At 73.8% G+C, this 14,520-nt stretch carries 13 protein-coding genes; 3 read left to right on the forward strand and 10 right to left on the reverse strand.

The genetic code is table 11. The annotated features are described in order from the left end of the window. Positions 1 to 809, forward strand: an 809-nt coding sequence (locus AB0F10_RS38300; RefSeq protein WP_360637052.1) for a hypothetical protein, incomplete at its 5' end; no start/stop codon positions are given. A gap of 682 nt (positions 810 to 1,491) precedes the next feature. On the opposite strand, the gene AB0F10_RS38305 is transcribed toward AB0F10_RS38300, so the two are convergent. Both AB0F10_RS38305 and AB0F10_RS38310 read right to left on the reverse strand, forming a co-directional pair. Next, on the reverse strand, positions 1,492 to 2,835 hold the full coding sequence (locus AB0F10_RS38305; protein WP_360637055.1) for a polysaccharide lyase family 1 protein: 1,344 nt from the start codon (positions 2,833 to 2,835) through the stop codon (positions 1,492 to 1,494). Positions 2,836 to 2,940: 105 nt separating this feature from the next. Beyond that, positions 2,941 to 3,321 carry a VOC family protein gene (locus tag AB0F10_RS38310; protein ID WP_360637058.1) on the reverse strand — a complete coding sequence of 127 codons (381 nt, stop codon included), beginning with the start codon at positions 3,319 to 3,321 and terminating at the stop codon, positions 2,941 to 2,943. Between the two features lie 171 nt (positions 3,322 to 3,492). Between AB0F10_RS38310 and AB0F10_RS38315 the strand changes: the two genes are divergently transcribed. Then, positions 3,493 to 4,413 (forward strand): RNA polymerase subunit sigma-70, encoded by a 921-nt coding sequence (locus AB0F10_RS38315; RefSeq protein WP_360637061.1) that lies wholly within the window; start codon positions 3,493 to 3,495, stop codon positions 4,411 to 4,413. An 80-nt stretch (positions 4,414 to 4,493) separates the two neighbouring features. Then, positions 4,494 to 5,276, forward strand: a complete 783-nt coding sequence (locus AB0F10_RS38320) for an inositol monophosphatase family protein (RefSeq protein ID WP_360637064.1) — start codon at positions 4,494 to 4,496, stop codon at positions 5,274 to 5,276. Here AB0F10_RS38320 and AB0F10_RS38325 read toward each other — a convergent pair whose 3' ends face one another. Genes AB0F10_RS38325 through AB0F10_RS38360 form a run of 8 tightly spaced genes read right to left on the reverse strand, consistent with a single transcriptional unit; the run spans position 5,277 to position 14,385 of the window. After that, a complete protein-coding gene (locus AB0F10_RS38325) occupies positions 5,277 to 5,729 on the reverse strand; it encodes a DUF1707 domain-containing protein (protein ID WP_360637067.1) in 453 nt (150 codons plus the stop codon). Between the two features lie 49 nt (positions 5,730 to 5,778). Next, the gene (locus AB0F10_RS38330; RefSeq protein WP_360637070.1) at positions 5,779 to 6,429 is read right to left on the reverse strand and encodes an FHA domain-containing protein; all 651 of its coding nucleotides are present in this window, start codon (positions 6,427 to 6,429) and stop codon (positions 5,779 to 5,781) included. Further along, positions 6,426 to 7,691, reverse strand: coding sequence for a VWA domain-containing protein (locus AB0F10_RS38335; protein WP_360637073.1), 1,266 nt, complete (start codon positions 7,689 to 7,691; stop codon positions 6,426 to 6,428). The genes AB0F10_RS38330 and AB0F10_RS38335 overlap by 4 nt, the downstream gene beginning before the upstream one ends. 10 nt (positions 7,692 to 7,701) lie before the next feature. Further along, positions 7,702 to 8,676, reverse strand: a complete 975-nt coding sequence (locus AB0F10_RS38340; RefSeq protein ID WP_360637076.1) for a PP2C family serine/threonine-protein phosphatase — start codon at positions 8,674 to 8,676, stop codon at positions 7,702 to 7,704. A 34-nt stretch (positions 8,677 to 8,710) separates the two neighbouring features. Next, complete coding sequence (locus tag AB0F10_RS38345) at positions 8,711 to 10,912, reverse strand: tetratricopeptide repeat protein (RefSeq protein WP_360637079.1); 2,202 nt, start codon at positions 10,910 to 10,912, stop codon at positions 8,711 to 8,713. Next, on the reverse strand, positions 10,909 to 12,105 hold the full coding sequence (locus tag AB0F10_RS38350) for a hypothetical protein (RefSeq protein WP_360637082.1): 1,197 nt from the start codon (positions 12,103 to 12,105) through the stop codon (positions 10,909 to 10,911). Before AB0F10_RS38350 ends, AB0F10_RS38345 begins: the two co-directional genes overlap by 4 nt. A gap of 4 nt (positions 12,106 to 12,109) precedes the next feature. Further along, positions 12,110 to 13,075 carry a glutamate ABC transporter substrate-binding protein gene (locus tag AB0F10_RS38355; RefSeq protein ID WP_360637085.1) on the reverse strand — a complete coding sequence of 322 codons (966 nt, stop codon included), beginning with the start codon at positions 13,073 to 13,075 and terminating at the stop codon, positions 12,110 to 12,112. After that, a complete protein-coding gene (locus tag AB0F10_RS38360) occupies positions 13,075 to 14,385 on the reverse strand; it encodes a hypothetical protein (RefSeq protein WP_360637088.1) in 1,311 nt (436 codons plus the stop codon). Before AB0F10_RS38360 ends, AB0F10_RS38355 begins: the two co-directional genes overlap by 1 nt. Positions 14,386 to 14,520: the final 135 nt, after the last annotated feature.

Raw genomic sequence — 14,520 nt, forward strand, 5'->3', positions numbered from 1 at the left:
CCTCCTGCGCCCCGAGTGTCCGTCGCACCGCGCGTGCCTGCCCCATCCGCGTCGCCGTCCGCAGCACGAGTGCCCGCCGCGACGCGAGCGGCCACTCTGCCTGCGCCGTACTCTGCACCGCGCGTGCCGACCCCGCCTACGTCGCGATCTGCACCGCGCGCGCCGACTTCGACTGCGCCGTGCTCTGTGCCGCGCGTGCCGACTTCGGCTGCGCCACGAGTGTCCGCCGCACCGCGCGTGTCTACCCCACCCGCGTCGCCATCCACAGCACGAATGCCCGCCGCGACGCGAGCGGCCACTTCGCCTGCGTCGTGGTCTGTGCCGCGCGTGCCGACTCCGCCTGCGTCGCGGTCTGCGCCGCCCGTGCCGACCCCGCCTGCGCCGCGCTCTGCACCGCGCGTGCCCTCTGTACCGCGGCCTGGTATCGCACCACAGTCGAACCGGCTGCCGCAGCGCCCGGCGGCACCCATGCCGGCACCGATCCCGGCACCGACCTGGCAACCACGACCACCTCGGTCGCCGGCCCGCCTGTCGTCGCACGCGGCGCATCCCTCGTGGCAGACGCCGCCACCTCCGACATCGCCTCGGCGGCCGTGGACGGCAGCGTCGGCACCGGCGATGTCATCGCCGACAGCGGCGGCGCCGCTGCCGTGCGTGGCTCGACCAGCGCCCGGCGGGCACGCAGCGGGAGAGGGTGGGCCAGCAACGGCCCGGCGGTCTCGAGCGGCGCGACCGACACCCTCCCCATCCGCCTCGCGGGCGGGGCCTCCAGCGTCGGCTACGATCGGCTCCCGGTGGGTCATCCCTGAATTTGGGTGGCCACCGCGAGATGGTGGGCACGGTGACACTCGGCCATTTTCGCTACGTCCCGGTCCGCGACGGTCACCGTGCGAACGCCATCTCAAAACCAAACAGAAACCACTTCCCGTCATACCGATATTCGACACTTGCGCGGCGGGTGAAACGGACCGCCTCGCGATGGGTGAATGGGGCCGCCCCGCGGTGGGTGAATGGGGTCGACTCGCGGTGGGTGAAACGCGTGGCATCGCGGTGGGTGAATGGGGTCGACTCGCGGTGGGTGAAACGCGTGGCATCGCGGTGGGTGAATGGGGTCGACTCGCGGTGGGTGAAACGGGTGGCCCCGCGGTTGGTGACACTGGCTTCCCCGCGGTGGGTGAAACGGGCCGCCCCGCGATTAGTAAATGGCCGCGGACGGTTCGCCGGGATCGTGCGCCTCCGGTATGCAGATACCGGTTGCCGAGGTTTGACGGTGCGGAACGCGCCGTCACATAGGCTGCCAGGGAGCGCGCACCAGCCACGCAGTTAGGCGTTTCGCCTTGACCCGCACTTCGCAACCGGTCGCCCATTAGGCAGACCGGTTCGGGTGCGAGGTCGTCTTTGGCGACATGAGACGTTGATCTCTGCCGACCAGGATCTATGGGACGGAACTTGGTGCTCGCCCCACCGTAGACGCCGGGGAGCGCGGTGGATTCAGATGCCGAGGCGGCGGATTCCCGCTGAGGCGCCGACGATGCGGGGCACGTCGGCCGTCGGGTCCAGCCGGGTGCGCAGCGTGGGCACCCAGCCGGCGTCCGGGGTCAGGTCCGGGTCGTGCGCCGCGTTGTAGGCGGCCACCAGGTCCACCGGTCGCGCGGGCCGGCTGCCGATGCGCACCAGCGTGCCGATGGCGGTGATCCGGGTGCCCTTCCAGTAGTGGATGATCTCGCCGTCGGGGAGGTCCTCGCTGCGTACGAAGTGGTTGTTCTCCGCGTAGATGGAGGATTCCACGCCGACGCCGAAGGAGTAGCCGTATTCCTCGTCGGTCGCCGTGTATGCGTTGTTGTAGACGTCGACCTGCCCGAAGCGGACCCGCGGCGCGCGCTGGATCACGTTGCCGAAGCGGTTGTGGTGGACGGTGACGCGCAGCTTGCCGACGTCGACGCCGGGGGTGTCGGTCGAGCCGATGAGCATGGTCTTGTCGTGGTCGTAGTAGTCGTTGTAGGAGACCGTGACCAGGTCGGAGCCGCGGATGATGTCGCTCGCGCCGTCGTGCACCTGGTAGGGGCGGCCGAGGCGGATCGGCTGGCCGGCGTCGTGGTTGTTGCCGTCGCTGAGGGTGTTGTGGTCGAGCCAGACGTTGGTGGCGCCGGTCAGCGAGATCAGGTCGTAGAGCGAATTCCAGTTGCCGGCCTCGCCGTCGGTGGGATCCCAGGCGGGGAAGCAGTCGGCGGCGTCGGTGAACTCGATGTTGCGGACGATCACGTTGGCGACGTTCGCGACGATCAGGCTGCCGTGCCCGATCCGGGCGCCGTTGATGCCGATGAGGGTGGTGTTCGCGGGGACATTGATTTTGATCTGGTCGCCCTGGCGCTTGGCGGAGCGGACCCGCGCCTCCTCGAGCGGGCCGGTCGGCTTGCTCGCCCGGCCCCAGACCGCAGGATCGTACGCCGCCAGGAACGCGTCCAGGTCGTACGCCGGGTCGGCGTAGTCGGCGCAACCGAGCGGCCGGCCGGCGGCGTCGACGCTCATGCTGAAGCGGCCGCTGACGAAGACGATCCGGGACGCGGCGTCGCCGGACAGGGCGGCGAGCAGTTCGGTGCGGTCGTGTGCCACGAAGACGTGCGCCGCGTCGGCCGCGGAGCCGCCGGTGGTGCCGGATCCGGCGGCGGCCCAGCCGTCATTCGGGGCCAGGGGCTGGCGGGCCAGCCACAGCGCGGCGGGCGACGGGCCGCGGCCGGCCGCCGCGCGGTTCGCGGCGTCGGCCGGTGGGGTGGTGCTGAGTCCGAGGGCCGTGACGACCGCGACTGCGGCCGCGGCGAGGGATCGTCCGCGCATGGTGCGCTCCAAGAATGGGGGGAGGAAAGCGCTTACCAGCGCCAACGTTTACATGGGCGTCCCTGCGAGTCAATGGAAACGAATGTGCAGAAAGTTTGCAGCGCGTCAGGGCCAGACGGCCGATTCGGCGGCGAACAGCGTCGGGTCACTGTGGATCGGAATGACGCACAGCAGGTGACCGCCGGGTGCCCGCAGCACGTGGCAGTCCAGCCACCGCGCCACCTCGATCGCGCCCAGCCCGGTCAGCCGCTCGGTCTCCGCCACGACGTCGTCGGTCTCGATGTCAACGTGGTATCGCGGGGCGTCGTCCACGGACTGCACGCCGACCGCCAGGCCCGGGAACGCGGCCGCGAGCATCGTGAACTGCTCCTCGTCGGGATCGGCCGCCGCAGGCGTGCCGAGGGCGGCGGACCAGAACGCCGAGGCGGCTGCGGCCTCGGCCGCAGGGGTGTCGATGAAGAGCCCGTAGAGGCGGCTGCGATGCACCGCGACAGGCTAGAGCATGTACGGCGACGCCGGGCCCTGCTTCCGGGTCATGGCGCGGCGGAAGGCTGGTTCGTGGCGCGGCGGAAGGCCAGATGCGTGACCTGGACCTCGGGCGGCGACGCTGTGATCCGCCAGATACGCCTAGATCCGGTAACGCGGTAGCGTCGAGGCGTGCAGGCCGAGGAGTTCCGCATCGAGTTGACCGGTTACGCATACCGGATGCTCGGGTCCGGGTCCGAGGCCGAGGACGCGGTGCAGGAGACGCTGCTGCGGGCCTGGCGGCAGGCCGAGAAGTTCGACGCCGGGCGCGGGTCGCTGCGGAACTGGCTCTACCGGATCGCCACCAACGTGTGCCTCGACATGCTGCGCAGCGCCCAGCGGCGGGCCCGCGCGGTCGACCTCGGCCCCGCGGTGCAGGCCTCGGCCCCGCTCGGCGCCCCGCTGTCCGCGGGCGCCTGGGTCTGGCCGATCGCGGACGCGCGGGTCCTGCCCGACCGTGACGATCCGGCCGAGCAGGCGGTGCGCCGCGAGTCCATGCGGCTGGCGTTCGTCGCCGCCCTGCAGCGGCTGTCCCCGCGGCAGCGGGCGGTGCTCATCCTGCGCGACGTGCTCGGCTGGCACGCCGACGAGGTGGCCGGCCTGCTGGACACGTCGGTGGCGTCGGTGACCAGCGCGCTGCAGCGGGCCCGGGCGACGCTGCGCCGGTCGGCGCCGGTCGCCCCGCTGGATCCGGACGCGGCCGCGCTGCTCGAACGCTACTGCCGGGCGTTCGAACGCTATGACGTGAGCGCGATGGTCGCGCTGCTGCACGAGGATGCCACCATGTCGATGCCGCCGTTCGCCTGGTGGCTGAGCGGACGCGACGAGATCGCCCGGGCGCTGCGCCACGGCGACGGGTCCTGCCGCGACGCGCGGATGACGCCGGTCGCGGCGAACGGCACGATCGCGTACCGGCAGGAGCGGCCGACCGGTCCGGGCGGGGCCTACGAGCCGTTCGCGCTGCTGCTCTTCGAGACCGGCGGCGGCCGGATCACCGAGATCACCACGTTCCTGGAGCACGCCGCGAGGCATGATGGGGTGCGTGCAGAGTGAGCCTTTCGACGTGGCCCGGGCGGCAGCGCCCGGCAGCGGTAGACGGCCCGGATACCTCTGGCCCGAGGCCAGGTTGAAAATTGCTCAGTGATCTTGAGTTGGCCCGGGCGGCCACCCTCGCGGGCGCGGCCGTCGCCCTGCGGTATTTCGCCGCCCTGGCCGACCTGCCCCGCGAGCGCAAGGCCGACGGCAGCGTCGTCACCGAGGCTGATCGCGCGGTCGAGGCCGCCATCCGGGCGGTGCTGAGCGAGGGCCGGCCCGGCGACGCCATCCTCGGCGAGGAGGGCGGCGCGACCGGCGCCGGGGCCCGGCGGTGGATCATCGATCCGATCGACGGCACGGCGCAGTTCGTCGGCGGCGACGACCGCTGGCTCGTCCTGGTCGCCCTCGAGGAGGCCGGCGAGATCGTCGCCGGGGTGGCCGCGGTGCCCGTGCAGGGCAGGGTCTGGTGGGCGCGCCGCGGCGGCGGCGCCTTCGCCGCGAACCTCGACGGTACGGGTGAGCGCCGCATCCACGCGGGCGGCGGCCGCACCACGATCGCCGGCAGCCGCGTCGGAGTCATCCCGGTGGCGCCGAACGTCACCGCCGCCGACGAGGCGATCGCCGCGCCGCTGGGCGCGCTGGCGTCCATCGTGGACTGGGACGTGCACGCCGCGCTGCTGGTCGCGGACGGGTCCCTCGATCTGGCGCTGCAGACCCGGGGCGAGATCTGGGACTTCGCCGCCACCGCGCTCATCGTCGAGGAGGCCGGCGGCTGTTACGGCGGCGCCGACGGGATCCGCGGGCCGCGTCCGGGTGTCTCGCTCTTCGCCGCCGACCGGGAGTTGTGGGGCGCCGCCCACGCCGCCCTGTGGCCGGCGTAGTCACGCGGTGCTGTGCGAGGTGTAAGCGAAGAGCAGGGCCAGCAGGGCGCCGATCGACAGGACCACGCCGATGATGCCCAGGACCCGGCCGAGCAGGGCGGGGCCCACCCCGCGCGCGCCGCTGCCCTTGGTGCTCATGACGATCGCCGCGATGCCCGGGATCCAGCCGAGCACGCAGAAGGCCATCGGAATGCTGAACAGCCCGAGGATCAGCGAGGTGCGGCCGGCGCTGCGGTTCGGCGCGGTGGGCGGCGCCGCGATGCGCGGGTCCCACTGCAGCCGCGGCGGCAGGTCCTGCACCTGCCCGAGCAGGTCGGACGCGTACGTGGCGGTGCTCACCGCGACCACCCGGGCGTCGTACTGCGGGGTCGTGAGCAGGCCCTCGTCCAGGGCCTGGCTCAGCAGGTCGATCACCTGGGTGCGGTGCACCGTGCCGATGCGTTCGTCCTTCATCGGTGGCGAACGTATCGCGACCCGTGCCGGGCGCGCGGCGAAACCGCCCCTAACTCACCGGGGCGTGCAGGGCGATCGTCGTCCAGGCGCCGACGTGGACCCGGTCGCCGTCGCCGACGCTGCGGGTCTGGCCCGCGGTCAGCGGCTTCGGGTCGTCGTTGAGCCACGTGCCGTTGGTCGAGCCCAGGTCGGAGAGCAGCCACACGCCGTCCACGCTCAGGGTCAGCAGCGCGTGGCTGTGCGAGACGCCCGGGTCGGCGTCCGCGAGGTCGATCTCCGGGTCGGTGCCCTTTGACGTGCTCCTGCGCCCGATCCGCACCTGCGGGGCCGGCAGCGTCACCGTGCGCTGCCCGGTCTGCTCCGGGAAGTCGGCGCCCTCGATCGCGTTGGCCTCGAAGTACTCCCGGTCGGCGTAGACCGTCGCCGTCCAGCCGGCGGCCGGCGGGGGTGCCGCCGCCGGCTCGACCAGGGCCGGCACCCGGCCGGTGCTGTGGTCGAAGCCGCAGTCCTCGCAGAACCGGCCGGCGCCGGCCCGGGGCGTGCCGCAGTTCGGGCACGGCTCGCCGCTCGGGAACGCCGGCGCGGCGGCCGGCGCGACGCCCGGGCTGAACACCGCCGTGCCGCCGATCTTCGCGCCGCAGGTGTCGCAGAAGTCGTCCGTCGTGGACGCGTGGCCCTTCGGGCAGGCGAAGGCCGTCATTGGGCCCGCCCCACCCGGACGGTCTTGGTCGAGCGGGTGTCCAGGGCCATCTCGTCGGCGGCGTCGACCTTGCGGCGCAGCCGGACCGTGCCGGTCGCCGCGTCCTCGATGTCGACGACCGTGGCCAGCAGCTCCTCGGTCGCCTTGTTTCCGCTCTCGTGCGCGAGCTGGGCGGCCCGGCCGAACTTCAGCGTGGCCGTACGGTCGTCGCCGGCCTTGCGCGCCTCGATGCCCTCCTGGATCGCGTCGGCCAGCTCGGCCTGCCCGGTGTAGTGCGCGACCTGCCGGTTGATCCGGGTGGACAGCGCCGAGTCCTCGGTCCAGACCGCGCGCACCAGGGTCTGCGCGTGCACCTCGTCGCCCTCCACCACGGACACCCGGGCGGCGAGCATCTCGTCGCCGGCGGCGCCCGCGGTCACGTCGATGCACACGTGGTAGTCGCGGCTCTCCGAACCCCAGGAGCCGAGCGGGTACCGCCCGGCGCGGGGACCGTCCGCGACCCGCTTGCCGGTCAGGTCGGCCACCTGCGGCTCGACCTGCTTGACGAAGCGGACCGTCGAGTTGACCGGGGTCCAGACCTTGAGCTGCACGTCGGCGCTGGTCTTGCCCATCGCGGCGGTCATCATCTGCTCGAACGCCGCGGTCAGGCCCTGCGGGCGCGCGACGATGTCCACCGTGCCCAGCATCGCGGTCGCCACCTTGCGCAGCTCGGAGACCGTCCAGTTGGTGCCGACGCCGCGACAGTCGCAGGTGAAGCTGCCGGCGATGCCCTGCAGCACGCTCTCCAGGTAGCCCTGGTACTCGCCGTTCTCGCCGTCGGTGAGCAGGATGGCGTGTGCGATGTCGCCGGGGCGCTGCGCGAAGAGCTGGCCGGCGAGCTTGAGCCAGGCGCCGATGGCCGTGCCGCCGTTGGCCTGCAGCCGGTCGATCGCGGTGACCGCCTGGGCGCGGGTCTCCGGCGTGGCGACGGCGAGCTCGCCGGGCGCGGGGAAGAGCTGCTGCGCGGTGCTCACGCCGGCGATGATGGCGAAGCGGACGCCGTCGTCGATGCAGTTCACGGCGGCCTTGGCGGCCTGCCGGGCGGCGCCCATGCGGCCCTCGGCCATCATCGAGCCCGAGCAGTCCACGATGATGATCTCGGTGGCGCCGGCCGTGCGCCGTCCGCCCTCCGCGCCGGACGAGGCGACGGTGACGATGGCGTTGACTTCGGTCGCGCCCAGGGCGAGGAACTCGTTCTGGAACGCCTCGGCGGTGTACGGCACGGGCTCTCCCTTAGCTGTCGGGGGTGTTGAGGGGTACGAGGGCGACGGTGATGTTGTCGGAGCCGCCGGCGGCGTTGGCGAAGTCGACGAGCGACCGCGCCGCACCCAGCAGGTCGTCCGTGTCGCGCACGGCGGCGCGGACGGTGCCGGCGAAGGCGGCCGGTTCGGTCAGGTAGTTCCACAGGCCGTCGCTGCACAGCACGAGGTGCCCGGGCGTCTCGGCGAAGAAGGTGCCGGTGCGCGGCGCGACCGGGCCCGCGTCGGCGCCCATCCAGGCGGTGATGGCGTGCGCCTTCGGGTCGTTCCAGGCGGCCTGCGGGTCGACGCCGAGGGAGATCGCGTGGATGGCCCACGAGTCGTCCTCGGTGAGCTGGACGGCCGTGCCGTCGGCGGGGACCCAGTACGCCCGGCTGTCGCCGACCCACCCGTACCCGATCTCGGTGCCCCGCACGCAGGCCGCGACGATCGTGCAGGCCGGGTTGGACGCGGCCCGGCGCGGATCGCCGGTGGTGGCCAGCACGGCGACCGCGCTCGCGGACGCGACGATGGCGGCGCCGATGCTCTCGGCCAGCTCGGCCGCGGCCAGGGCCAGCACCTTGCCGGTGGCCTCGGCGGCGGTCTCGGACGCGATGTCCGGGTCGAAGGAGGCGGACACCCCGTCGCAGACCACCACGTCGACGTCCGCGCCCCGGGTGGCCAGCCACAGCGCGTCCTCGTTGCGGTGGTGCCGCAGGCCGCGGTCGGTGACCGCCGCGGCGACCGGCCCGGCGTCGGCCTCGACGTGGTCGCGCGGCCGGGCGGCCAGCATGCCGCAGTTGCCGCAGTAGCCGTCGTCGCCGACCACACCGGCCGCGCCGCAGGACGGGCAGTCCTTGCCGATGGCCAGCCCGGCGCCGGTGGCCAGCGCCTTGCCGCAGTTCTCGCAGAACGCGGCGCCCGCGTCCCGCTCGTCGGTGCAGGACGCGCAGTCCTCCTGGGTGATCATGCGGCCTCGCCTCTCTCGCCGGCGGTCGGCCGCCTCACGTACGGGTCCTCGGCCTGGCCGCGTTGGCCAGGTCCACCAGGCGGATCTTCTCGGGCCCGTGCACGGCCCGGGCCATCTCCCGGTACGCGCCCTCGAGCGCGAAGCGTACGTCCCGCTCGCCGGCGGTGCCGTCGCCGGGCGTGCCCAGCACCGCCGCCGGCACCGCGGTCCCGGCGGTCAGCGTGGTGAGGGCCCGCTCGAGCAGCTCGGCCCGGAGCGCGGCGAGCTGCGCGGCCTCCATCTCCAGCCGGCCGATCAGCGCGGCGGCCGCCGCGAGGGCCGCGACGTCGGCCGCGGCCGTCGGGTGCGAGTGGACCAGCGCCCGCACCGCGCCGACCTGCGAGCTGCGGTACGCCGCCGAGGTGCCCGGCACCCGGTTGTAGGCCTCCACGGCCCCGTCGCGGTCCCCGGTGGCGAGCCGGCACCGGGCCAGCCCCGCCGCCGCGGTGGTGTACGCCGGGTCCGTGCGGCTCACCACGTCGTAGTAGCCGGCCGCCTCCGCGGGCCGCCCCGCCAGCTCCAGGGCCAGCCCCAGCGCCAGCTTCGGGGCGAGCTCGCCGGGCAGCGCCGAGTAGACCGCGTCGAACTGCGCCCGCGCCCGGTCCAGGTCGCCCGAGGCCAGCGCCAGGACCCCGTCGAACCAGGCGAGGCGCCAGTCGCCGGCGGCCGCCGCCGTGATCGTGTCGCGCAGCCGGGCGGCGTCCGCGAACGCGGCCGGGCCGGTGCCGGCGGCGCCCAGGTCGATGAGCGCCCGCAGGGCCCGCAGCTGCACCTCGAAGGTGTTCTCCGGCGCCTTGCCGAGCAGGGTGAGCACCTCCTGCGGATCGGTCACCGTCACCGAGGCCAGGAACGCGGCCGACGGGTCGGTCAGGTCGATCATCGGGGCGGGCAGGAACCGCCAGTTCGGCGCGTCGCTGCGCGGGTCGGTGCGCAGCTCGCCGGTGAACAGCCGCGACGTGGACGGGCGCGGCTCGCCGTCGCCGGCGGAGAGCACCTCGCGCAGCACGCCGAGCATCTGCTCGGTCATCTCCGCGGCGTCGACGAAGCGCTCGGCCGGATCGAGGCGGGTGGCCCGGTGCAGCAGCCGGTAGTAGGACTCGTGCTCGCGGTAGAGGTCGAACTCGCCGCGGTCCGGCAGGCTCTCCTTGAAGGTGCTCTGGTAGCCGCGGAAGTCGGTGGTCAGCACCGCCAGGGTGCGGCCGATCGTGTAGAGATCGGACTGAATGGACGGGCCGGCCTGCGCCATCTCCGGCGCCTGGTAGCCGACCGTGCCGTACAGGGCGGCGTCCTGGTCGTCGATGTGCACGACGCCGCCGAGGTCGATGAGCTTGACCTGGTCGCCGGTCTGGATGACGTTGTCCGGCTTGAAGTCGCAGAAGATCAGGCCGCGGTCGTGCAGGTAGCCGAAGGCCGGCATGATCTCCAGGACGTAGGCGAGGGCCTGGTCCAGCGGCAGCGGGTCCGGCTGGTTGCCGTTGGCCGCCCGGCGGTCCTTGAGGATGCCCTTGAGCGACTCGCCGCCGACGTACTCCATGACGATGTAGCCGGCGCCCTCGTGCTCCACGAAGTTGTAGATCTTCACGATGTTGGGGTGCTCGACCTCGGCGAGGAACCGCTGCTCGGCCAGGGCCGCCGCCAGCGCGTCCTCGTCGCCGGAGTTGAGCAGGCCCTTGAGCACCACCCAGCGGTCCGAGACGCGCTTGTCGTTGGCCAGGTAGATCCAGCCGAGCCCGCCGTGCGCGAGCGCGCCGATCACCTCGTACTGGCCGCCGACCAGGTCGCCCTTGGTGAGCTTCGGGGTGAAGTTGAACGCCTCGCCGCAGGACGGGCAGAAGCCGGCCGTGCGCCCGGCCCGGTCACCGCGGGCGCGGCCCACCGGGTTGGCGCACTTGCCGCAGTACCGCTTCTCCTCCGGCACCTCGGCGACCGCCATGATCGCGCTGGCGGGGTCGCGTTCGGGCAGCGGCGCCACGTCGACCAGGCCGCCGCCGAAGCGTCGCCGCCGGCTGCCGGTGCGGGTGCTGCCGGTGCGCGCCGATCCGCCCGTACGGGTGGAGAGCGCGCCGGTCCGCACCGAGGGCGCGGTCGCGGTGCGCTGCCTCGGCGCCGTCGCCCCGGCCGTCTTCGGCGGGGCCATGCCGCAGGTGTCGCAGTAGCCGTCCTGGACGGTGCCGGGACAGTCGCGCTGGCAATTCACTTCAGTCCGTCCCTCGCGGTCGTCGCGGTGCGGCGGGCCACCGCGTCCTGATAGGCGTTCACGGCCGTCCGCGCGGCGCCGAGATCGCAGGGCGCGGTGTAGAGCAACGCCCGCGCCCGCTCGGCGAGCGGCGCGAGCCCCGGATCCTCGGCGAGGCCGCGGCGGCCCGCCTTCGCCTGGTATGCGTCCAGCCGCCCGCGCAGCTCGTTGCGGGAGCCCAGCATCGCGGTGTTGCGGGCGGCGGCGCCGCGCAGGGCCTCGAGCCGCTCGCGGGCCCGCCGGGTCCAGTCGGCGAGGCGGGGGCTGATCAGCGCCCAGTGCCCGGCGGCGGCGAGCGCGTCCAGCGCGGCCAGGTCGGGCCGCAGGTCGGGCCCGGCCGCCGGCGCGATGTCCGAGTCGGCGAAGCGGCCGACGACGTCCTGCTCGGCCGCGGCGGCGGCGCGGGCCGCCTCGGTGAGCTGATCGGCCAGGGCGCGCGCGTCGCCGAGGCGCTGGGTGAGCGCCTCGCGCAGCTCGCCGGCCGTGGTGCGCTCGGCGTCGGCCCGGTCGAGCAGGGTGCGCACCGCGGCCAGCGCCGTCTGGTCGCAGGCCAGCGGGTCGGTGGCCAGCGCCGAGGTGAAGTCGCCGAGCCGGCGGTCGGCCTCGTCCAGGGTGGCCGAGCGGGTCAGCGTGCGCAGGTGCGCGAGCGACGAGGCCACCGCGGCGGCCTCGGGCATCAGCCGCTGCCACACCTCGCCCGCCCGGACGGCGACGTCCACCGCGGTCTTGAACGCGGCCTCCATCGCGGCGAGCAACTCGGCGGGGGAGCAGGTGGTGCTGACCTGGCCGGGCCCGAGCAGCCCGCGCTGGGCCAGCGGCACCGTACGGGTGGAGAGCGTGATCGAGCGCCCGAGGACCTGATGCACGTAAGCGGACTTCTCGGCGTCGGTGAACCGGCGCTGGTTGCGCGCCGCCCGGGCCGAGGTGACAAGCGCCGTCAACATGCCGTAGCCGTCCCAGAGCTGGGTCAGCGCCTCGGTGGCATCCGCCCAGGCCACGGCGGTGCGGCCGCGCAGCGGCCCCTTGTCGAGGTCCTTGCGCGCGGCGTTGTCGTCGAGGTCCACCAGGTTCGAGGCGACCGCGGCCAACGCCGTCTCGAGGCGCATCAACTCGCCGTCGGCGCGGCCGAGCAGATGCTGGGTGGGTGCGGTCACGGGGTCAGTCCCGGTACTCGGCCGCCGGCGGCTTCGGCGCGGCGCCGAAGTCGCCGAGCCACCGCTCGTAGGTGGCCTTCCACGTGCCGTTCGCGCGGTTCCTGGCGAGCACCGCGTTGACGAACCGGGTGAAGTCCGCGTGATCCTTGGCGATCGCCATGCCGTACGGCTCGTCGGTGAAGCGCGGCCCGATCACCTTCGCGTACGGGTCCTGCGCGGCCAGGCCGACCAGGATGGTGTCGTCGGTGGAGATGGCCTCGACCTCGTTGCGCTGGAAGGCGACCAGGCAGTCGCCGAAACCGGCCCGGGCGACCGAGATCGGCGCCGGCCGGACGGGGACCTTGGTGATGTTGTCGTACGAGGTGGAGCCCTTGGCGGCGCACACCTTGCGGCCGCCGAGGTCGTTGATGCTCGTGGCCTTCGAGTCCTTGGAGACCAGCACCTTCTGCCCGGCCTCGTAGTAGATGCTGGAGAAGTTGACGTCCTTCCAGCGCGCGCAGTTCGCCGTCATGGTGTCCGCGACGATGTCGACCGAGCCGTCGTACACCGAGCTGACCCTCTTGTCGTACCCGATGACCTTGATCTGGATCTTGTCGGGGTCGCCGAAGATGGCCTGGGCGATCTGCCGCCCCATGTCCACGTCGAAGCCCTCGACCCGGCCGGTGAACGGGTTGCGGGAGCTGAACAGCAGCGTGTCCTGGCTGGTGCCGAGCACGAGCCGGCCGCGCTTCTGGATCGTCGCCATGTAGCTGCCGGCCGGCATCCGGCCGGGCGCGGGCAGGGCGCCCGCGGGGCGCAGGCTGGCGCGCGGGTTGCAGGTGTTGTCGACGGGCACCGCCGTCGCGTTCGCGGTCGGCCCGGCGGACGCGGTGGGCCGGCCCGGCAGCGGCGAGGAGTCCCCGCCGCAGCCGCCGGCGGTGGCGAGCACGGCCAGGGCCGCGGCGGCGGCGAGGGCGGCACGGGTGCGCATCAGCGGTACTCCTCGAGTCGGGCCCGCAGTCCGGCGACGGCGAGGCCGCAGACGATCAGGGCCAGCAGCGGGCCGAGCACGATGAGCGGGCCCAGGCCGCGCCCGGCGTGGCCGATCTCGTCGCTGAACACGTCCTTGCGGTCGTCCAGCTCCTCGCCGATGGCGTCGGTGAGGCCGGTGAACGTCTGCGTCGTCCGCGCGCCGATGGCCAGCGCGACGGCGCCGTCGTAGTCGCCGCCGTTGTCGAGCTTGCGGACCTGGCGGTGCGCGCTCACGTAGGCGAGGTGCCCGGGGATCGCGTCCTGGACGCCGGCGTCGGTCAGCAGATCGTTCAGCCGGCCGGTGGTGGCGGCGAAGTCCTGCTCGAGGGTGAGCTTGCCCGGCTCGGGGGTGCCCTCGCCGGAGCGGGCGACAAGCGTCAGCGCCTCGTCGCCGCGCTCGCGCAGGGCGGCGATGCGGGCCTCGGCGAGCAGCGCGACCGGCCGCGAGCCCTCGGTGTCGGCGTTGGAGAGGTGGGCGCGCTGGGCGATCAGCATCCCGCCGACGGCGAGCGCGAGCACCGCCGTGACGGCGGTGGCGGCGACCAGCGGCACGTTGAACGTCCGGCGGGTGGTGCGGCTCAGGTGCAGCTGGGCCCGCAGCAGCGCGGCGAGCAGGACGATCAGCAGGATCACCAGCAGCGCCGTCCACCAGGAGCTGCGTGCGGCGCGGTAGCCGTCGTCGACCTCGCTCCGGGCGGCCTGCAGCAGCGCCTGCGCCTGCGGTTGCAGCGACTCGCGGCTCAGCGTGGAGGCGGCGGCGAGGTACGACGCGCCGATCGGCAGGCCCTGCCGGTTGTTGGCGCGGGCGCTGGACACCAGGCCCGCGTACCGGGTGACGTCGGCGGAGAGCCGGCGGATCGCGTCGGCGGAGCGGCCCCGCTCGGGCGTGCGCCGGGCGGCCGAGGTCAGCGCGGTGGTGGCCTGGTTGAGGTCGTCCTCGTAGCGGTCGGTCAGCGCGGTCGGCTCGAGGCCGCCGGCCAGGAACGCCTGCGCCGCGGTGGTGTCGGCGTCGGCGAGCTTGGAGTAGATGGTCTCGGCCTCGACGAGCAGGGGCTGGGCCCGGTTGCCGAGGTCGTCGGTGCCGTTCGCCGCGGAGGCCGCCGTCAGTCCGGCGACGAGGCCGGTGAGCAGGGCGAGAACGACCAGCGCGGCGAGGATCAGCTGCAGGCGGCCGGGGGAGGTGTGCCGGAGGCGTCCGACGCGGTTCAGGACGCCGGCGCGGGTGTCCGCCGCGGCCGGAGCCGCCCGATCCAACTGCGCTGTGCTCAAGCTTCCTCCGTCGGTGCGGTGCGTGGTCGGGCACTCACCCCAGCCACTGTGCCGCACGTGTGCAAACGATCTTCACGGCGGGGTGAGGCGGCTGATTCTACGGAGCGAAGCGCGCCCGGAGGGTCCCCCTCCGGG

Source organism: Actinoplanes sp. NPDC026623, from assembly GCF_040638275.1.
Taxonomy (GTDB): Bacteria; Actinomycetota; Actinomycetes; order Mycobacteriales; family Micromonosporaceae; genus Actinoplanes.